The 20,351-nt window shown below is 68.9% G+C and carries 17 protein-coding genes; 13 read left to right on the top strand and 4 right to left on the bottom strand.

Features of this window, described 5'->3' with window-relative positions:
• Window positions 1-54: 54 nt before the first annotated feature.
• Entirely contained in the window at window positions 55-1,533 is a 1,479-nt protein-coding gene (locus tag ACEWX3_RS20420) for a PepSY-associated TM helix domain-containing protein (RefSeq protein WP_374157503.1), read from the top strand.
• A 59-nt stretch (window positions 1,534-1,592) separates the two neighbouring features.
• Here the strand turns inward: ACEWX3_RS20420 and ACEWX3_RS20415 are convergent, their stop codons facing one another.
• From ACEWX3_RS20415 to ACEWX3_RS20400, 4 genes are all read right to left on the bottom strand, one after another.
• Complete coding sequence (locus ACEWX3_RS20415; RefSeq protein WP_374157502.1) at window positions 1,593-3,311, bottom strand: thiamine pyrophosphate-dependent enzyme; 1,719 nt, start codon at window positions 3,309-3,311, stop codon at window positions 1,593-1,595.
• Window positions 3,312-3,339: 28 nt separating this feature from the next.
• Window positions 3,340-4,938 carry an FMN-binding glutamate synthase family protein gene (locus tag ACEWX3_RS20410; RefSeq protein ID WP_374157501.1) on the bottom strand — a complete coding sequence of 533 codons (1,599 nt, stop codon included), beginning with the start codon at window positions 4,936-4,938 and terminating at the stop codon, window positions 3,340-3,342.
• Between the two features lie 282 nt (window positions 4,939-5,220).
• Entirely contained in the window at window positions 5,221-6,762 is a 1,542-nt protein-coding gene (locus ACEWX3_RS20405) for a PepSY-associated TM helix domain-containing protein (RefSeq protein ID WP_374157500.1), read from the bottom strand.
• A 102-nt stretch (window positions 6,763-6,864) separates the two neighbouring features.
• Entirely contained in the window at window positions 6,865-9,120 is a 2,256-nt protein-coding gene (locus tag ACEWX3_RS20400; RefSeq protein WP_374159907.1) for a heavy metal translocating P-type ATPase, read from the bottom strand.
• Window positions 9,121-9,258: 138 nt separating this feature from the next.
• Between ACEWX3_RS20400 and ACEWX3_RS20395 the strand changes: the two genes are divergently transcribed.
• The 12 genes from ACEWX3_RS20395 to ACEWX3_RS20340 all read left to right on the top strand — a co-directional run bounded on the left by ACEWX3_RS20395 (window position 9,259) and on the right by ACEWX3_RS20340 (window position 20,288).
• Window positions 9,259-9,804, top strand: coding sequence for a sigma-70 family RNA polymerase sigma factor (locus ACEWX3_RS20395; protein ID WP_207068967.1), 546 nt, complete (start codon window positions 9,259-9,261; stop codon window positions 9,802-9,804).
• 15 nt (window positions 9,805-9,819) lie between these two features.
• Window positions 9,820-10,569: a (Fe-S)-binding protein gene (locus ACEWX3_RS20390; RefSeq protein ID WP_374157499.1), complete on the top strand. Its 750-nt coding sequence runs from the start codon at window positions 9,820-9,822 to the stop codon at window positions 10,567-10,569.
• Complete coding sequence (locus ACEWX3_RS20385) at window positions 10,566-12,029, top strand: LutB/LldF family L-lactate oxidation iron-sulfur protein (RefSeq protein ID WP_374157498.1); 1,464 nt, start codon at window positions 10,566-10,568, stop codon at window positions 12,027-12,029. Before ACEWX3_RS20390 ends, ACEWX3_RS20385 begins: the two co-directional genes overlap by 4 nt.
• Window positions 12,026-12,649 carry a lactate utilization protein C gene (locus tag ACEWX3_RS20380; RefSeq protein ID WP_374157497.1) on the top strand — a complete coding sequence of 208 codons (624 nt, stop codon included), beginning with the start codon at window positions 12,026-12,028 and terminating at the stop codon, window positions 12,647-12,649. The genes ACEWX3_RS20385 and ACEWX3_RS20380 overlap by 4 nt, the downstream gene beginning before the upstream one ends.
• 185 nt (window positions 12,650-12,834) lie before the next feature.
• Window positions 12,835-14,655: an NAD(P)H-dependent oxidoreductase subunit E gene (locus ACEWX3_RS20375; protein ID WP_374157496.1), complete on the top strand. Its 1,821-nt coding sequence runs from the start codon at window positions 12,835-12,837 to the stop codon at window positions 14,653-14,655.
• Window positions 14,652-15,365, top strand: a complete 714-nt coding sequence (locus ACEWX3_RS20370) for a 2Fe-2S iron-sulfur cluster-binding protein (protein ID WP_207068962.1) — start codon at window positions 14,652-14,654, stop codon at window positions 15,363-15,365. The genes ACEWX3_RS20375 and ACEWX3_RS20370 overlap by 4 nt, the downstream gene beginning before the upstream one ends.
• Complete coding sequence (locus ACEWX3_RS20365) at window positions 15,362-15,991, top strand: NADP oxidoreductase (protein ID WP_286183673.1); 630 nt, start codon at window positions 15,362-15,364, stop codon at window positions 15,989-15,991. Before ACEWX3_RS20370 ends, ACEWX3_RS20365 begins: the two co-directional genes overlap by 4 nt.
• Window positions 15,992-16,001: 10 nt before the next feature.
• Window positions 16,002-17,480, top strand: coding sequence for a Ni/Fe hydrogenase subunit alpha (locus ACEWX3_RS20360; protein ID WP_286183672.1), 1,479 nt, complete (start codon window positions 16,002-16,004; stop codon window positions 17,478-17,480).
• Between the two features lie 7 nt (window positions 17,481-17,487).
• Window positions 17,488-17,994 (top strand): hydrogenase maturation protease, encoded by a 507-nt coding sequence (locus ACEWX3_RS20355; protein WP_207068961.1) that lies wholly within the window; start codon window positions 17,488-17,490, stop codon window positions 17,992-17,994.
• 46 nt (window positions 17,995-18,040) lie between these two features.
• Window positions 18,041-18,838: an HPF/RaiA family ribosome-associated protein gene (locus ACEWX3_RS20350; RefSeq protein ID WP_374157495.1), complete on the top strand. Its 798-nt coding sequence runs from the start codon at window positions 18,041-18,043 to the stop codon at window positions 18,836-18,838.
• Window positions 18,839-18,939: 101 nt separating this feature from the next.
• On the top strand, window positions 18,940-19,407 hold the full coding sequence (locus tag ACEWX3_RS20345; RefSeq protein ID WP_221348695.1) for a hypothetical protein: 468 nt from the start codon (window positions 18,940-18,942) through the stop codon (window positions 19,405-19,407).
• Complete coding sequence (locus ACEWX3_RS20340; protein ID WP_374157494.1) at window positions 19,404-20,288, top strand: universal stress protein; 885 nt, start codon at window positions 19,404-19,406, stop codon at window positions 20,286-20,288. Before ACEWX3_RS20345 ends, ACEWX3_RS20340 begins: the two co-directional genes overlap by 4 nt.
• Window positions 20,289-20,351 lie beyond the last annotated feature (63 nt).

Here is a 20,351-nt window from a genome sequence, read left to right as displayed (position 1 = left end):
GTCGACTACTAGAGGGAAGGCCGCCACCCGCGGCACCGTCGAACAAGAGGCCTGATGTCGACCATCGAGAATGACGCCACCGAGGCGACCGACCTGATCGAAGCGCCGCCCGCCACGAATGACAGAAGGCCAGGCGCCTACCGGTCGTTCTTCCTTCGTCTGCACTTCTACGCCGGGCTGTTCGTCGGCCCGTTCCTGCTGGTGGCTGCCATCACAGGGGGCCTCTATGCCCTCGCGCCGAGCCTGGAGCAGTGGATCTACCGCGATTATCTGCACTCCGACACCCGCGGCGAGTTCCAACCCGTGGCCGACCAGATCCGGGCAGCCCAGCAGGTACGACCCGATCTGACGGTCACCGCGGTACGCCCGGCCGCCGAGCTCGGTGACACCACGCGGGTCATGTTCACCGACGCCACCCTCAGCTCGTCCTCAGAGCGGCGGGGCGTGTTCGTCGACCCGGTCACCGCCGAACCGGTCGGCGAACTCACCGTGTACGGCAGCAGCGGGGCGCTGCCCGTGCGCACCTGGCTGTCCAACCTGCATCGCAGCCTGCTGATCGGCGAGCCTGGCCGGGTGTACAGCGAACTGGCCGCGTCGTGGCTGTGGCTCATCGCCGTCGGCGGTGCGGTGTTGTGGGTCGGCCGGTACCGGCAGATGAGGAAGCGGGGCAGCAGTCGGGCACGGTTGTTCGGCGTCGACCGGTCGCTGCTCGGACGGGCCCGCACCCTCAACTGGCATGGCGCGGCCGGGATTTGGATCGCGGCGGGGCTGTTGTTCCTTTCGGCGACTGGGCTGACCTGGTCGAAGTATGCCGGCGATCACGTCTCCGAGATCAGGACGGCACTGTCCTGGACCACCCCCGCGGTGGCCACGGATCTGGCGCCGGCGGAGCCGGCGGCCGAACACGGCGACCACGCCGGCCACGGGCACGGCGGAGCGCCCGCGACCACACCCGACGCGGACGCAGCGGTGACGGCCACCTCTGTCGGCCAGGTCGACGGCGCCCTCGCGGCGGCCCGCGCCGCCGGAGTCGGCGGCAAGGTCGAGGTGAGCGTCCCGGCCACGGCTGACACCGCGTTCACCGTGGCCCAGACCCGTCAGCCTTGGGTGCTGTCGAACAACTCGGTGGCCGTCGACGGCGCGACGGGCACGATCACCGACGAATCCTGGTTCGCCGATTGGCCGCTGGCGGCCAAGCTGTCCGCGTGGGGGATCCAGCTACACATGGGCACCCTGTTCGGGCTGCCCAACCAGCTGGTCCTGCTCGGGCTGGCCGCGGTGCTGGTCACCGTCATCGTCCGCGGATATGTGATGTGGTGGCGGCGACGCCCGGTCACCGGCGCGCGCCGGGTGGGTCGGCCGCCGGCACGCGGGGTGCTCACCGGGCTTCCGCCCGCGGCCGCCGTCGCCGTGGTGATCACCGCGGCAGGTGTCGGCTTTTTCATGCCGCTGCTGGGTCTGAGCCTGCTGGCGTTCCTGGGCGTCGACGTCGTCGTCGGTGCGGTGCAGCAGAGGCGCGCCGAAATGCGTTGAGGCTGCGCTCAGCGCGGAAAAGTTCGAGTGGGGGCCGCAGCTGACGCAGTCTCAACGTCTCATTCGCGGCTGATCAGGTTCTCCTTCAGCTTCGCAATGGCGAAACCCCACCCTTGCTCGACCGTGGGCTTGGGCGGGATCGAGATCTCCTCGGGGTTGGTCCGGAAATCCAGCAACACCGGACCGTCGTGTTCGAGCGCCTCGGCAACGGCTTCTGCGACGTCGTCGGCATGGGTGACCGTTCGTGCGCGCAAGCCGCAGGCGGTGGCGACCGCGGCAAGGTCAGGATTGTCGAGCTCGGTGCCGTATTCGGGCAATCCGCTCTGTTCCTGCTCGAGTTTGACCATGCCGAGCCGACCGTTGTTGAACACGACGAACGTGACGGGCAGGCGGTAGGTGACCGCTGTGCGCAGGTCCCCCAGCAGCATCATCAGACCGCCGTCGCCGCAGAACGCGATGACCTGGCGGTCCCGGTCGAGCGCGGAAGCGCCCAGCGCCTGGGGCATGGCATTGGCCATCGAACCCAGGTTGTAGGACCCCAACAGCCGCCGCCGGCCGCGCATCTCGACGAATCGGGACAGCCACACCGTCGACATCCCCGTGTCGGAGGTGAAGATGGCGTCCTCGGCAGCGGCGGCGTCGATCGCCGCGGCCACCACCTCCGGGCGGATCAGCTCGTCGGGGTTGTCGAGCTTCTTGCGGATCCGGCCCAGCAGCTTGCGGTCGTGGTCGGGGTCGGTGAGTCGGCGCTGGGCGGCGTGCCACAGGTCGAACTCGTGCCGGTGGTGGTCGAGAAACGCGGTGTCCGATCGACGCTGGAGCTGGGGAAGCAGCTGAGCCAGTGTTCCTTTCGCGTCGCCGATGAGCGCCGCGGTGACGGGCAGCCGTCGGCCGACGTGCTCTGGTCTGGTGTCGAGCTGCACCACCTTCTTGTCCTGTGGCAGCCAGTCTCGGTACGGGAAATCTGTTCCCACCAGCAGCAGAGCGTCGGCCTGGTGCAGAGCCAGGTGAGCGGCCGGATTGCCGATCAGACCGGACTGGCCCACCTGGTACGGGTTGTCGCCTTCCAACCCTTCCTTGCCCTTCAAGGTCAGCACCATTGGCGCGGCAAGCGATTTCGCCACCGCCAGGACCTCGTCGCGGGCGGTGCGCGCGCCGCAGCCGACGAGCATCGTCACCTTCTCGGCGTCATTGAGCAGCGCGGCGGCAGCCTCGACGTCGGCGGGTGCGGCGACCTGACCGGAGTGCGGTAACGCGAACGACACGTGATGGTCGGGGACGTCTTGATCGCCGATGTCGCCAGGAACAGTCAGGACGGCCACCCCGCGGCGGGCCAGCGCCGTGTTGACGGCCTGCTGCAGCAGATAGGGCAGCTGTCCCGGGGCGGTGACCGTGGCGTGGTAGACCGCCACGTCGGCGAAGACAGCGTCGTTGTCGACCTCTTGGAAGAAGTTGCTCCACATCTCTGACGTCGGTACCTGACCGCAGATCGCCAGCACTGGGGCGTGGGATTTCTTGGCGTCGTAGAGCCCGTTGAGCAGGTGCAGCGAGCCCGGCCCGACGGTGCCCATGCAAACCCCCAGCGAGCCGGTCAGCTGGGCTTGGGCGCCAGCGGCGAACGCTGCCGCCTCCTCGTGACGGACTCCGATCCACTCCAGCGTGTCTTGGCGTCGGATGGCGTCGGTGATGGGATTGAGCGCGTCGCCGACAACGCCCCACACCTGTCGGACGCCGAGTTCGTCGAGTGCCGAGACGAGCGTCGAGGCAACGGTGGGCATGATTCTCCTCCTGAGTGGGCGATCGCGGTCACAGACGTTGCAGGCGCGCGGGGGCGAACGAGTCCGGGTCGGCGGCCTCCCAGTCGGCTCGCCACGACGGCGGCGGATCGTCGAGCAGGACCTTGCCGGGCAGCCATTCGTAGATTTCGGCGTAGGAACGTTGCTCGGTGGGCGACAACCGCTTCCGCAACAGGTGCGCCGACAGATCAGCTGGATCCGACACACCCATCGACCCCATCAGACGCATCGCCTCGGCGACCGTTGCTTGCTGATAGCGGTAGACGCGTTCACTCTTGTCGGCGACGTCGAGGGCCCGTGCCCGACGTGGATCCTGGGTTGCCACACCGACAGGGCACTTGTTGGTGTGGCAGCGCTGGGACTGGATGCAGCCGGTGGCCATCATCATCGAGCGGGCGGCGTTGGTGTAGTCGGCGCCCTGGATCAGGCGCTTGACGATGTCGGTTCCGGTGGCCACCTTGCCGCTGGCGCCGATCCGGATGCAGTCCCGCAGTCCCGTGCCGACCAACGCGTTGTGCACGGTCATCAGTCCGTCGGTCAAGGGCAGGCCGACGTGGTCCTCGTACTCCAACGGTGCTGCGGCGGTTCCCCCCTCGGCACCGTCGACGATGATGAAGTCGGGGGTGATGCCCTCGCTGAGCATTGCTTTACAGATCGCCAGGACGTCGGTGCGCGACCCCACGCAGAGCTTGAAGCCGACAGGCTTCCCCTCGGCGAGGTCTCGCAGCCGAGCGATGAAGCCCACCAGCTCACGCGGGGTGTGGAACGCGCTGTGAGCTGCCGGGCTGACACACTTCTGGCCCGCGGGCACCCCGCGGTAGCGGGCGATCTCCTCGCTGACCTTGGCGGCCGGTAACACGCCCCCCACACCGGGTTTGGCGCCCTGGCTCAACTTGATCGAGATGCACTTGACGGCCTCGTGGGCGGCCTTGTCAGCGAACTGCTCAGGGTCGAAGTGACCGTCCTCGGTGCGGGTACCGAAGTAGCCGGAACCGATCTCCCACACCACGTCCGCGCCGCCCAGGTGGTACGGCGTCAGCCCCCCTTCACCGGTGTCGTGGGCGAACCGCCCCTTCTTGGCACCGTTGTTCAACGCGCGCAGGGCATTGCCCGACAACGACCCGAAGCTCATCGACGAGACGTTCATCAACGCCATGTCGTAGGGCTGTCGGCAGTCCGGACCTCCGATGCGGACTCGGTACGGTGACGGCGGCTGCTCGATGGGGGCGGTCGAGTGAACCAGGTACTCGTATCCGGTGTCACCGATGTCTCTTTCGGTACCGAACGACAACTCCGAGGCCGTGCCCTTCGCGCGCTCGTAGATCAACGAGCGGACGTCGCGGTCGTAGGGCCGGCCGTCGAAGTTGCGTTCGATGAAATACTGCTGCAGCTCGGGGCGCAGAGCTTCGAGCAGATACCGCATGTGCCCCAGCACCGGATAGTTCCGCAACACTGCGTGCCGCCGCTGGAGCAGGTCGTAAACCCCCACCGCGGTCAGTGCAGTGAACACTGCCGCGGGAACCCACCAGAGCCAGGACCACGCAACGGCCGCAGCTATCAGTGCAACCGACAGCGCGCCAAGTGCCGTGACCACCCCGACCCGGACCATGCTGCGCCTCGCTTTCCGGGCTGAGCGCCCGTCGCACCCACCAACGGCCGGATCTCGGCTACCCGAAACTGTCGGCGGCCATCCGTCCAGCTGTGACTGCACAGCAAGATTTCAGGCTCTTCTTAAACTTGTGCCCAGCGACGAATGCAGGGATACGTTGAGACTGCGCTCAGCGCGGAAAAGTTCGAGTGGAGGCCGCAGCAGACGCAGTCTCAACGTCTCATTCTCAACGTCTCATTCTCAACGTCTCATTCTCAACGTCTCATTCTCAACGTCTCATTCTCAACGGGTTTCGGCGCCCACGGGGACCTCCGCGTCGTCGGCGTCGACGCGTCGACGACGACGCCGGGCCAGCACGGCCTCGACGGCGAGCACGACCAGCAGCGACACCCCGAACGCCGGGTAAATCACCCCGAGCACCACCGCGGCCACCGTCACCGTCACAAGCGCCTTCTTCGGGGTGGCGGCCCGAGTCGCGTCACTGGCCGGCGCCGGCAGCCCGGAACTGCCGGCCGGGCGTCGCGTCCACCACATCAGCAAACCTGTTGCCACACTGAGCAATACGCCCAGGCAGGCGGCGGTCGCGACGACCCGGGTCACCAGGCCGAACTGGTTACCCATGTGCATCGCGATGCCGAAGCTGGTCAGCCGCGACAGCGCACCGTCCTGCGCAGCGGTGGCGTCGGTGATCGTCTGGCCGGTGAACTGGTCGAGGTACAGCGTGCGCTGCTCGGAGAGCTTCTGCGGCCAGGCGTTGACCACCGCGTAGCTGCCGTACACGATTCCGCCGTCGACGACGGAGTCCGCCGGCGCGATGATCGCGTAACCGGTCACCATGCCCTCGTCCTCGGCGATCTGGTCGATGTCGGCGTAGCTCAGAGGTGCGGCGCTCGGGCCGGCCGGCTGCGACGCCGGGATGGGTTCGTCGACGGCCGCCCAGGCCACGCGCCGGCCGAGCCGGTCGTAGTCACCGAGTTGCGCCGGCGTGGAGGCGGCCTCGACCTCGGTCGACGGCGCGACCTGCGCCGAGAACGCCCGCCAGTTCTCACCCCAGTACCGCGACCAGGTCAAGCCCGACAGGATGTAGCCGATCAGCACGACCGCCAGTACCACGCCGGTCAGCGCGTGCAGGTCCCGCCAGCGGATGCGGCCACCCTTGCCCCAGCGCACCGTCAGCAGGGGCTTGGTGCTCTCGATGGCCCGCGGCCACCACAGGTAGATCCCGCTGGCCAGCAGCACCAGGATCCAGACCGCGGTGACCTCCATCCACAGGTTGGCGATGCCCACCGGGATCGTCGCCTCGGGATACGACGACGGCGCGATGAGGTGGCCCAGCGATGGCAGGTGCACCTGCGGGCCGTCGTTGCCGAACATCCGGTGCACCTGGTTGGCGAACCCGACCAGTCCGGAGAGTTGGTCGCGTTGGCCCAGGTACTGCCCGGTGTAGGGGTCGACGAAGACCTGGGTGAGGTTCGCTTCGCCGTCGGGGTAGGTGGGCGCGGTCGGGTCGACGAGGTCGACGCGGGTGGAGCGATCCGGCCCGCTGGGCGGTGTGACCGCGTCGACCTCGTAGCTGTCCGGAACGTGTTGCAGGGCAGCGGCGACCTGCGCGTCGAGCGGCACGGTGTCGGGCCCCGGCGTCACCGTGACGAGGTCCCGGGACAGCCAGCTGTCCAGCGGCTGGCTGTAGAGGATCACCAGACCTGACAGGGCCAGCACGATCAGGACGGGCGCGGCGAACAGCCCGATCCAGAAATGCAGTCGCCAGATCCGTCGCAGCACTGCGGCATCGGCTCGGCGGGTGGAGCTCAGTGTCGTCGTCACGCACAGATAGTCGGGAGAGGGTGCAGTTTGGTTCCCGCCCAACCCCGTTGAGACTGCGTCCACTGCGCCAAAGTGCGAGTGAACCCCGCAGCTACCGCAGTCTCAACGCCGGTCGGGGGCGGAGCCGAAATTGCGCAGCCGCAAACTGTTCGAGACGACGAAGAACGACGAGAACGCCATCGCCGCGCCGGCGATCAACGGGTTCAGCAGACCGGCCGCGGCGATCGGGATCGCGGCCACGTTGTAGCCGAACGCCCAGATCAGGTTGACCTTGATCGTGCGCATCGTGGCCGCGGCCAGGCCCAGCGCGACCGGCACGGTGGTCAGGTCGTCGCGCACCAGCACGACGTCGGCGGCGCTGATCGCCACGTCGGTGCCACGCCCGATGGCCATGCCGAGATCGGCGCAGGCCAGGGCGGGGCCGTCGTTGATGCCGTCGCCGACCATCGCGACCACCCGGCCCTGCTCGCGGAGCTGTTCGATGACGTCGACCTTGCCGTCGGGCAGTACGTCGGCGATCACCTCGTCGATACCCACCCGGGCGGCCACCGCCCCCGCGGACGCGGCGTTGTCTCCGGTCAACAGCACCGTGCGCAGGCCGCGGGCGTGCAGCGTGGCGATCGCGTCTGCGGCCGAATCCTTGACAGTGTCCGACACCGCGACGGCGCCGCAGGGCTGCCCGTCCACCTCGACGAACACCACCGTCTCACCGCGCGACTCGGCGGTGCGCCGGGCGGCGGTCAACGTCGGTGACAGCCCCGACGACGCGATCCATGCCGGTTTGCCGACGCGCACCGTGCGCCCGCCGACGCGCACCGTGCGCCCGCCGACGCGCACCGTGCGCCCCCCGACGACGCCGGAGACGCCGCGGCCGGGAACCGACCGGAAGTCGTCGACCTCACCGTGGTGGGGTGCCGATGCGCTTATGGCCAGCGCCACGGCGTGCTCGGAAGCGGCTTCCACGGCGGCCGCGAGGGCAAGCACCTCTTCGCCGTCCCAGCCCTGCTCGGCGGTGACGGCGCTGACCGTCAGCCGACCGGTGGTCAGCGTGCCGGTCTTGTCGAACACGACGGTGTCCACCGCCCGTGTCGCCTCCAGCGCGCGATGGCCCTTCAGGAAGATACCCAGCTGAGCGCCGCGCCCGGAGGCCACCATCATCGCGGTCGGGGTGGCCAGACCCAGCGCGCACGGGCAGGCGATGACGAGCACCGCCAGCGCCGCGGACACGGCCTGGTTGGCACCGCCTCCGGCGAGCAGCCAGCCGACGGCGGTCAGCGCCGCGATCACGAAGACGCACGGCACGAACACCGCCGATACCCGGTCGGCGAGTCGCTGCGCGTCGGCTTTCTGCGCCTGCGCCTCCTCGACCAGGCGCACCATCCCCGCGAAGCGGGTGTCGGCGCCGACGGCCGCCGCCTCGACGACGAGCCGACCGTCCAGCACGATCGTGCCGCCGATCACCTGGTCACCCGGATGCACCCGCTGGGGCTTCGCCTCACCGGTCATCGCGCTCATGTCCACCGCCGCCGACCCGTCGACGACCAGGCCGTCGGCGGCGATTGTCTGGCCGGGGCGGACCACGAACCGGTGCTGCTCGGCGAGTTCGTCGGCCGGGATCACCAGCTCGGAACCGTCGGCCAACAGCAGCGTCACGTCCTTGGCGCTGAGCTCGGCCAGCGCGCGCAGCGCACTGCCGGCCTTCGATTTGGCGCGGGCCTCGAAATACCGGCCGGCCAGCACGAACACCGTCACGCCGGCGGCGACCTCGAAGTAGATGGCGTCACTGCCGACCAGGGCCTGCCAGATGCCGGTCGCGGTGACGGAATGGTCACTGCTGAACACCGTGTACAGCGACCACACCGAGGCCGACAGGATGCCCACCGAGATCAGCGTCTCCATCGACGCGCCGCCGTGGCGGGCCATCCGCAAGGCCTTCTGGTGGAATGGCCACGCCGCCCACAGCACCACCGGCGCGGCCAGCGCTGTCAACACCCACTGCCAGCCGGTGAACCGGGTGCTGGGGACCACGGCGAACATCACCGACAGGTCGGCCAGCGGCACGAACAGCACCGCGGCCACCGCGAGCCGCAACATCAGGGCCCGGGCGTGCTCGGCGTCGGGATCATCGACCCGGGCCGTGCCGGACTCGCGAGGGGACGCGTCGCAGCCGGCTTTGCGCACGACATCGCACAACACCGTGTCGTCGATGCCCGCAGGCGCCTCGATGGTCGCCACCCGGGTGCCGAAGTTCACCGAGGCCCGCACCTCGGGCAGCTTGTTCAGCGCGGTCTGCACCCGGGCCGCGCAGGACGCGCACGACATGCCCGACACGTCGAGCTGCACCCGCGCGCGGTCCATCGTGGCAACCGGCACGTCGTTGCCGGCCGGGGTCTGTGTCGACGTCGTGGTGCCCACCTCCTGCGGTTACCTGGCCTGTCCAAGTAGTCGTGCCGATGCGGCGAAGAGTTCCGCCCGGCCATCGCTTACTCTTTCCTGGTGGCGACCGCCGGCGACGAAGACCAAGTTACTCAGCTCGCCAAATCGGCCGGTCGGGGCGACCGGGTGGCGCTCACCCAGTTCATCGAGGCCACCCGCCGTGACGTGTGGCGCACGGTCGCCTATCTGGCCGATCCGGCCAGCGCAGACGACCTCACCCAGGAGACGTACCTGCGCGCGATCAAGTCGCTGCCGCGGTTCAGTGGCCGCTCGACCGCCAAGACCTGGCTGTTGTCCATCGCCCGACGCGTCGTCGTCGACCAGATCCGGTACAACACGTCACGCCCGCGCCCGGCCTACGTCGTCGACCTCGACGACGTCACCGCGGGCGGCGGGCGAATCGAGAACATGGTCGAGATCCGAATCCTGCTCGACGGGCTGGACCCCGAGCGGCGGGAGGCGCTGGTGCTGACCCAGGTGCTGGGGATGACCTACGCCGAGGCCGCCGAGGTCTGCGGGTGCCCGGTCGGCACCATCCGGTCCCGGGTGGCCCGGGCCCGCGACGACTTGCTGCGTGCGGCCGCCGAGGACGACCGCGCCGGGTAGCCGATTCGGGGACCGATGCGCATCGCCCTGTTCGTCACCTGCCTGGCCGACGCGCTGTTCCCGCAGGCGGCCATCGCCACCGTCGAACTGCTCGAGCGGCTGGGGCACGACGTGCTGTTCCCGCCGGGCCAGACGTGCTGCGGACAGATGCACGTCAACACCGGCTACCTCACCGAGGCCACCGCATTGGTGCGCCGCCACGTCGAGGAGTTCGACAACGCCGGGTATGACGCCGTGGTTGCCCCGTCGGGGTCCTGCGTTGGCTCGGTGCGCCACCAGCACGCGATGGTCGCCCGCCGCGCCGGGGATTCCGGCCTGGCCGAGCGGGCCGCCGCCCTGGCCGCACGGACGTGGGAACTCTCGGAGTTCCTCGTCGACGTCCTCGGTGTCGACGACGTCGGCGCCTACTATCCGCACCGGGTGACCTACCACCCGACCTGCCATTCGCTGCGGCTGCTGCGTGTCGGCGACAAACCGCTGCGCCTGTTGCGCAACGTGCGCGGCCTCACCCTGGTCGAGCTTCCGGATGCCGAGTCGTGCTGCGGATTCGGCGGCACGTTCGCGCTGAAGAACGCCGACACGTCCACCGCGATGCTGGCGGACAAGATGGCGCACATCATGGCGACCGGCGCGGAAGTGTGCAGTGCCGGTGACTCGTCATGCCTGATGCACATCGGGGGCGGCCTCTCGCGGATCCGGTCCGGGGTGCGGACGGTGCACCTGGCCGAGATCCTGGCCGCGACCGAGACGGTGAGTCCGCGATGACGTTCCTGGGCATGCCCGGCAGCGGCAATCTCCGCGGCGACGAGCCGTTCCCCGAGGCCGCGCGCCGGGCACTGCGGGACACCCAGATGCGGCGCAACGTCGGTCATGCCACCCACACGATTCGTACCAAAAGGCTTGGCGCAGTAGGCGAGTGTGCCGACTGGGAAGAGCTGCGCGAGGCCGGCAGTGCGATCAAGGCCGACGTGCTGGCCCGGCTGCCCGAGCTGCTCGAAGAACTCGAGGCCAACGTGACCGCGCGTGGGGGAGTGGTCCACTGGGCGCGAGACGCCGACGAGGCGAACGCGATCGTCACCTCCCTGGTCCGCGCCGCCGGCGCCGACGAGGTGGTCAAGGTCAAATCCATGGCCACCCAGGAGATCGGCCTCAACGAGCACCTCGAAGCGCACGGCATCACCGCCGTGGAGACGGATCTGGCCGAGCTGATCGTGCAGCTCGGGCACGACAAGCCCAGCCACATCCTGGTTCCGGCGATCCACCGCAACCGCGCCGAGATCCGCGAGATCTTCACGCGGCAGATGCCTGATGCCGGCGAACTGACCGACGACCCCCGAGTGCTGGCGATGGCCGCTCGGCGTCACCTGCGCCGAAAATTCCTCTCGGCCAAGGTCGCGGTCAGCGGCGCCAACTTCGGGGTCGCCGAGACCGGCACGCTGGCGGTGGTCGAGTCCGAGGGCAACGGCCGGATGTGCCTGACGCTGCCGCACACGCTGATCACCGTGATGGGGATCGAGAAGGTGGTGCCCACGTTCGCCGACCTCGAGGTGTTCATGCAGCTGCTACCCCGCTCGTCGACCGCAGAGCGGATGAACCCGTACACCTCGATGTGGACCGGCGTGCATCCCGGCGACGGTCCGGCCGAGTTCCACCTGGTGCTGCTCGACAACGGCCGCACCAGAGTGCTCGCCGACCAGGTGGGTCGCGACGCGCTCAAGTGCATCCGCTGCAGCGCCTGCCTGAATGTGTGTCCGGTGTACGAGCGCACCGGCGGGCACGCCTACGGGTCGATCTACCCCGGCCCGATCGGCGCCATCCTGAGTCCGCAGCTGACCGGCACCACCGGTCCCCACGACCCGAACGCGTCGCTGCCGTACGCGTCGTCGCTGTGCGGGGCGTGTTTCGACGCGTGCCCGGTGCGCATCGACATCCCGTCGATCCTGGTACATCTGCGGGCGGCTCAGGTCGACAGCGAACGCGGCGGCCTACCGGGCGGCCAGCACGCCGCGATGACGGCGGCGGCGTGGGCGATGTCGTCGCCGCGACGGTTCGCGCTCGCCGAGAAAGCGCTGTCGGCCGGCCGGATGGTGGCCGGCAGCGACCACCGGATCACCGCCCTGCCGTGGCCGGCCTCCCGCTGGACCGCCAGCCGCGACCTCCCCGAACCCCCACCCGAGACCTTCCGGCAGTGGTGGGCCCGCACCCGGGGACGGTCTTCGGGATGAGCAACGGTGACGCGAAAACGGTGATCCTGCAGCGTGTTCGTGCTGCCCTGGCCGAATCCGGCTCGGCGTCGGGCGACGTGCAGCGCCGCTACGACCGTCGACCCCTGCGCGGGAGCGGCGATGTCGACCGGTTCACCGAGACCGTCGACGAGTACCGCGCCCGGGTGCACCGGATCGACGAATCCGGCATCGCCGCCACCATCGCCGGCCTGCTCGCGCCCGGCGGACACGTCCTCGCACCGGCCGACCTGCCCCGGCGGTGGGTCGACGGACTCCAGGTGGCGTTCGACGACCCGGCCGACCCGCTACCGGTCGGACGTCTCGACGAGGTGGACGCCGTCGTGACCGGCTGCGCGCTCGGCATCGCCGCCACCGGCACCATCGTCCTCGACGGCGGAGTCGCCCAGGGCAGACGGGCCCTGACGCTGGTTCCCGACCACCACATCTGTGTCGTCCGTGCCGATCAGGTGGTCGACACCGTGCCGCAGGGTTTCTCCGCGTTGGATCCGCACCGTCCGCTGACGTTCATCTCCGGCCCCAGCGCCACCAGCGACATCGAGCTGAACCGTGTCGAGGGCGTGCACGGACCGCGCACCCTCGATGTCCTCGTCATCGGGTGAGCCTGCCCGGAGGGTTCTCGTCTGCGAGCGGAACGCCTGACGCCTGTGGTAATTTCGCGAGCACGCCACAGGTTGCTCTCGGGTGATCGGGAAGCCCCGAACAGTGCGCGCCGCCGAGGTCGTGCCGTTCGCCCATCGTCCCGCGGCGACCGCATCGAACCGCACGGGTGGGTGGTACTGCCACGATGACGACCGACATCGCAGCCATGCTCGACGCCCACGGCCGCGACCGCACCGGCCTGCTGGACATGCTGTGGGAGGTGCAGCGGCGCACCGGATACATCCCGGCCGAAGCCGCGGCGACGATCGCCGACCGGCTCGCGATCTCCGTCGAGGACGTGCTGGAGACCGCGACGTTCTACCACTTCTTCCACAACGCGCCGGCCGGCCGCCACCGAATTTATTTGAGCAACACGGTCATTGCCAAAATGCACGGGTATGACGAGGTGTATGCGGCGCTGGAACGCGAGACCGGTGTCCGGTTCGGCGAACCCGCCTCAGCGGAGTTCGGGTTGTTCGAGACCGCGTGCATCGGGCTCAGCGACCAGGAACCGGCGATGCTCATCGACGGAGTCGTGTTCACCGACCTGACCCCCGAGTCCGTCGGCGAGATCGTTGCCGGCCTCAGGGGCGGCAGCACCCCCGAGGAGCTGGCCAACCCGCGAGGGCTGGCCCGAGATCACCGCGCTTACGTCGAGGCGCTGTCGGGCAGCGCCGTGCACACCACCGGCCCGGTGTTCTTCCGCGGCGAGACCGACCACGAAAGGTTGCTGGCACGATGCCGGGCGCAGTCCTCCGACGAGGTGATCGCCACCATCACCGCGTCCGGCTTGCGGGGCAGGGGAGGAGCGGGATTTCCCACCGGCACCAAGTGGCAGACCTGCCGGGCGGCGCCGGGGGCGACCAAATACATCATCTGCAACGCCGACGAAGGTGAACCGGGAACCTTCAAGGACCGGGCGCTGCTGACGCACGAACCCGACACGGTGTTCGCCGGGATGGCCATCGCCGCGCACGCCGTCGGTGCAGCCGGTTCAGACAGTGCCGCCGTGCCTGTCCAGGGGATCGTCTACCTGCGGGCCGAATACGCCTACCTCGTCGCCTACCTCGAGGGTCGGCTCGCCGCGCTCCGGGAACGCGGCGTGCTGGGTCATGGCTCCGGCGGCTTCGACATCCGGATCCAACTGGGAGCCGGCGCCTACATCTGCGGAGACGAATCCGCACTCATCGAGTCGTGCGAAGGCAAGCGAGGCACTCCCCGGCTCAAACCGCCGTTCCCCGTCCAGCGCGGCTACCTGGGAATGCCGACGGTGGTGAACAACGTCGAGACCTTCGCCGCCGCGGGCCACATCATGGACCACGGAGCGGACTGGTTCGCCGCGGTGGGTGCCCCGGGCTCGACCGGCACGCGGCTGCTCAGCGTGTCCGGCGATTGCGCCGCACCCGGCATCTACGAAGTCGAGTGGGGCACCACGCTGCGCGCGGTCCTCGACATGATCGGCGCGCACGATGCGCGCGCGGTGCAGATCAGCGGCCCGTCCGGGGAGATGCTGTCCGTCGCCGCCGACGCGGACCGCGCGCTCGGCTACGACGACCTGTCCTGCAACGGCTCCTTCATGGTGTTCAACGGTGACCGCGATCTGCTCGACGTGGTGGGTGACTTCATGCAGTTCTTCGTCGACGAGTCGTGCGGCATCTGTGTCCCGTGCCGGGCCGGCAACGTGCTGCTGCGGCAGAAGGTCGCGCTGGTGGCAGACGGGCAGGCGACGTCGTCGGACCTCGACGAGATGGTGGCCTGGGGCGGGGTGGTGGCGCACACCAGCCGCTGCGGGCTGGGCGCGACGTCGCCCAATCCGATCCTGACGACGCTGACCAAGTTCCCCGAGATCTACCCGGTGCGGCCCCGCGCGACGGTCGCGGACCTGTTGCCCTCCTTCGACCCGGAGGCCGAACTGACCGATCACGGTGCCGCAGTCGCGCAACTCGCCCCCCAGGAGTCAGTGTGAGCATTCAGATCGAGATCGACGGCGTCACCGTGACCGCCGACGAAGGCGCGACGCTCGTCGACGCCGCGGCCGCTGCCGGGGTGTACATCCCCACCTTGTGCTACCTCCCCGACCACCCCGCCCTGGGGACGTGCCGGGTGTGTTCGGTCAAGGTCGACGGCCGGGTGATGGCGGCCTGCACGGTGACCGTCACCGACGGGATGCGAGTCGAGGTCGCCGAACCCGAGACCAGCGCCGCACGCAAGGCGCTGGTGGAGATGTTGTTCTCCGAGGGCACGCACAACTGCCCCAGCTGCGAGAAGTCCGGCCGGTGCACGCTGCAGGCCGTCGGCTACGAAGTGGACATGGTGGTCTCCCCGTTCCCCTACCAGTTCCCCCGCCGGGTCAATGACCATGCTGCGCAGTCGATCTGGCTGGAGCGAGACCGGTGCATCTTCTGTCAACGCTGCGTGGAGTTCATCCGCGACCGCGACACCGGCAAGAAGATCTTCTCCATCAGCGGCCGCGGCACCCACGCCCGCATCGAGATCGACGCCGAGCTGGCCGACAAGATGCCGCCCGAGCAGATCCAGCAGGCCGTCGACATCTGTCCGGTGGGCACGATCCTGCACAAGGGCGTGGGCTACGACCAGCCGATCGGCCGTCGGCGTTACGACGTCGAATCGGTCAAAGACCGGGCCCTCGACGCTGCGCGAGGAGCCGACCGGTGACCGCGTCGGAACCGATCGAGGTAGCCTCCCACGAACTTCCGGCGACGGCACTGGATCCCGAGATCGCCGCCGCCAGGGCCGGAAAGATCAAGGTGTCGATGATCAGCCTCTGCGGCTGTTGGGGATGCAGCCTGTCGCTGCTCGACATCGACGAGCGGATGATCGATCTGCTCGACAAGATCACCATTCTGCGTTCGTCCTTCACCGACATCAAGCGCATCCCGCAGCGCTGCGCCATCGGCTTCATCGAGGGTGGGGTCGCCAACGACGAGAACATCGAGACGCTGCGGCACTTCCGGGAGAACTGCGATGTGCTGATCTCGGTGGGCGCCTGCGCGATCTGGGGTGGCGTGCCGTCGCTGCGCAACCCGGTCGGCCTCACAGACTGTCTGGCCGAGGCCTACCCGCGGTCGCCGACCGCGCCCCCCGACGCGATGCCGGTGGTGCCCTACCACCGCCGGATACCCGTGCTGACGAACAACGTCCACCCCTGTCACGAGGTCGTGCACATGGACTACTTCATCCCGGGCTGCCCGCCGAGCGCCGACGCCATCCTCACCGTGCTCGAGGACCTGGTGCACGGCCGCCCCGTCGACCTGCCCACCTCGCTCAACCACTTCGAGTGAACGGGGATCGATGACCATGTCCTCCCGCAAGACCATCGTGATCGATCCGGTCACCCGAATCGAGGGGCACGGCAAGGTCGTGGTCGAACTCGACGACAACCACAACGTCGTCGACGCCAAGCTCCACGTCGTGGAGTTCCGCGGCTATGAGCGCTTCATCCAGGGGCACCCGTACTGGGAGGCGCCGGTGTTGATGCAACGCATCTGCGGAATCTGCTTCGTCAGTCACCACCTCGCCGGCGCCAAGGCACTCGATGACATGATCGGGGTCGGGCCGGCGTCGGGGACCGCGCTGACCCCCACCGCGGTCAAGATGCGCCGGCTCGGGCACTACGCGCAGATGCTGCAGTCGCACGTGACGGCCTACTTCTACCTGGTGGTGCCCGAAATGTTGTTCGGCATCGACGCCGCACCCGAACAACGCAACTTCATCGGACTGATCGAAGCCAATCCAGAACTGGTCAAACGTGTTGTCCGGCTGCGTAAATGGGGCCAGGAGGTCATCGAGGCGGTCTTCGGCAAGCGGATGCACGGCATTTCGTCGGTTCCCGGTGGGGTCAACAAGTGTCTGACCGCGGCCGAGGTCGAGCGGTTCCTGCACGGCGACGACGGGCTGCCATCGGTCGATCAGGTCATCGACGACGCCCAGCTGGGCCTGCAGATGTTCCACGACTTCCACGACGCGCACCGCGCACAGGTCGACCGGTTCGCCACTGTGCCCGCCCTGAACATGTGCCTGGTCGACGACGCCGGCAACGTCGACTACTACGACGGGCACCTGCGCGTGGTCGACGGGAACAGGGACGTCATCCGGGAATTCGATTACCGCGACTATCTGGCGCACTTCTCCGAGCGGGTGGAGCAGTGGAGCTACATGAAATTCCCCTATCTGACCGAACTCGGGCCTGACGCGGGTTCGGTGCGGGTCGGTCCGCTGGCGCGGATGAACGTCACCGACACGCTGCCGACCCCGCTGGCCGCCGAAGCCCTGCAGCGGTTCCGTGCCTACACCGACGGGTCGGCCAACTCCATGACCCTGCACACCAACTGGGCCCGCACCATCGAGATCATCCACGCCGCCGAAGTCGTCAAAGACCTGCTCAACGACCCCGACATCGTCGCCGGCGACCTGGTCGTGTCGCCGGGCGAGCACGCCTGGGTGGGCGAGGGGGTCGGTGTCGTCGAAGCCCCGCGCGGCACACTGGTGCACCATTATCGCGCCGACCGCGGCGGCAACGTGACCTTCGCCAACCTGATCGTGGCCACCACCCAGAACAACCACGTGCTCAACGAGACCGTGCGCAGCGTGGCCGAGGCTTATCTGGGCGGGCAGGCCGAGATCACCGAGGGCATGATGAACGCGATCGAGGTGGGCATCCGGGCCTATGACCCCTGCTTGAGCTGCGCCACGCACGCGCTGGGACAGATGCCGCTGTCGGTGTCGCTGGTCGACTCGGGGGGCCACGTCATCGATCACCGCGTCCGCTGAAGGCCCCATGTCCGCTGAAACTCTCTGCCTACCCAGGGATCTGCTGTCCTGCGAGTCCTCGCTCGTGCTCGGGATCGGTAACGCAGGGCGCCAGGACGACGGACTCGGCTGGGCCTACGTCGACGGCCTGCAAGCACGCCTGGCCGCGCGTGGTGGCCCGACGCCGCAGCTGCGGCACACCTATCAGCTCAACCTCGAAGATGCCGATCTGATCCACCACTACCGGCGCGTGCTGTTCGTCGACGCCACCAAGGACAGCGCCGTCGACACGTTCGCCGTGACCAGGCCGCAGGCGAAGATGGATCTCACGTTCACCTCGCACGCCATCTCGGTGCCGGCCATCCTGGCCACCGCGCGGCAGTGTTTCGACTCCGTGCCCGAGGCGTACCTGCTGGCGATACGCGGCTATCAGTGGGAGCTCGCGCAGGGATTGAGTGACGCCGCCCTGCACAACCTGGGGGCGGCGCTGCACGCCACGGTGGACACAGTCGACACGGCTGCCGTCGACAGGTGACCTTAGCCCCTCCCGCGCAGTTGCTACCCGCCGTAGTACTAGAGGTATGAGCAACACAACGGATGCGCAGCCTGTCTTCGACGTCGACGTCACCTCGCACGGGGAATTCCCCGGCGCGGCCGACTACGCGCGGACCAAGATCGGCGAGCTGGGGCGGCTGGCCCACCGACCGGTGCTGTATGCGCGGGTGAAGTTGGCCCGCCACCACGACCCGGCGGTGCAGAACCCCGTGGTCGCGCAGGGAAACCTGGACGTCAGCGGACGGGTCGTGCGGGCACAGGTGCACGGGGCGAGCGCCCGAGAGGCCATCGACCGGCTCGAAGCTGCCCTGCAGCGCCAACTGGAACACCTCGCCGAGCACTGGGAGCTACCCAAGAAGGGTGCACGGGCACCGCGGCGCCCCTGGGCGGAAGAGCATCGGCCCGGGCATCCGATCCGATCGGCGGACGAGGCGGAAGTCATCCGGCGCAAGACGTTCGCGATGGCGCCCTGCACCGCGGACGAAGCGGCCGACGAGATGGATCTGCTCGACTACGACTTCCATCTGTTCACCGAGAAGGCCACCGGCGCCGTCGGAGTCATCTACCGCGCAGGCTCCACCGGTTACCGGTTGGCGATGGTGGCGCCGGATCTCGCCGAGGGGTTGGGCGAGTTCCACCGGCCGGTCACCGTCAGTGATGCGGCGCCGCCCTGTCTGCGCGAGCAGGACGCCGTGGAACGGCTCGCCCTTCTCGCTCTGCCGTTCCTGTTCTACATCGATGCCGCCCAGGGCCGTGCCAGCGTGCTCTACCGTCGCATCGACGGCAACTACGGCGTGATCACCCCGGCCGTCGACTCGGCGTGAACGTCCCGGGTGCGCGCTCGATCCGGGACTTTGTGCCCTAGCGCGAAGGACCCGGCGCGGCGTGTGGTTGAGCAAGATCCTGCCGTCCGAGCGAGGTGAACATGAGTGTCGCGCATGAAGTCGACGAACCGACTCGTCGGTTCGCCCGTGTTCTCGGTCCCTATTTCCTGGTGCTCTCGGTGGTGGTGGCGGTCCGGGCGCCGGACATGTCCGCGCTGCTGGAGGAGTTCGCCGCCTCGACGCTGTGGCCTTTCGTGATGGGGGCTTTCGCGCTGCTGGGGGGCATCGCGATCGTGGCGTTCCATCAGCGCTGGCACGGTGCCCCGGCGATCATCGTGTCGCTGGTCGGTTGGCTGCTGGTGGCGCGCGGGCTGTTCCTGTTGGCCTTCCCGGACACCGCGGCCGCGCTCGCGCAGCGCCTCGTCGACATGCCCCCGATCTGGCTGCCGGCCTATGCCGTGATGGCGGTACTGGGCCTGTATCTGACGTTCGCGGGGTATCGTCGCGTGCCAAAAATTCTGCAGCACAACCCGTCCGGGGCCGCCGCAGCACCTTCGCGCGCGACATGACCGACGGTCACGGCATCGTCGTCGCGGTCGACGGCTCGCCGTCTTCCGACGCAGCCGTCGACTGGGCGGCACGTGACGCCGCACTGCGGCACGTACCGCTGACCATCGTGCACGTGCAGCCCGCCGACGAGGTCGGGCCCTGGCTGGATTTCCCGGTCGCGTTACCGCAGGAGTACCTGGCCGAGCGCGACCGCCGGTCCCAGGAGATCGTCGACGACGCGTTGGGGGTGGTCGTCGACGCCGTCTCGGAATCCCGCGAGTTCCCGGTGCACACCACGGTGCTCACGGGTGCCAGGATGCCCGCACTGATCGAGGTGTCCACTGGGGCCGACATGATCGTGCTCGGGCGCCGGGGCGTGGGCGGATTACGGGGACTGCTGCTGGGCTCGACCAGTTCGACGTTGGTGCAGCACGCGCATTGCCCGGTCGCGGTCATCCACGCCGACCGGCCCGACGGGGGTTTTTCTGCGACCGCGCCTGTCATCGTCGGTGTCGACGGTTCACCGGCCTCGGAATCCGCCACGGCGATCGCCTTCGACGAGGCCTCGCGCCGCGGCGTCGACCTCACGGCGGTGCACACGTGGATGAACAGCGCAGACTTCCCGTTCGACGTGCCGACCGACGAACTGGCGACCCAGGCCGACGAGGAATTGGCGCAGCGTCTCGCCGGGTGGTGCGAGCGCTACCCGGACGTGACCGTGCACAGGGTCGTGGGTCAGGACAATCCGGCGCACCGGTTGATCGAGGAGTCGCAGACCGCCCAGCTGTTGGTGGTGGGAAGTCATGGCCGCGGCGGCTTCGCCGGGCTGCTTCTGGGGTCGGTCGGCTCGGCGGTCGCGCACGCGGCGCGAATACCGGTCATCGTCGCACGTCGGCCCTGAGCAGGTCGGCCGCACCGCCGCCCTGAGTCGGTCGGCCACGCCGCCGGCGCGACGCCGGAGGGC

The sequence above is a fragment of the Mycobacterium sp. G7A2 genome (genome assembly GCF_041902445.1).
Lineage (GTDB): Bacteria > Actinomycetota > Actinomycetes > Mycobacteriales > Mycobacteriaceae > Mycobacterium.
Note: the sequence above shows the minus strand (reverse complement) of the source record. Positions and strands in the feature narration are given on the sequence as shown.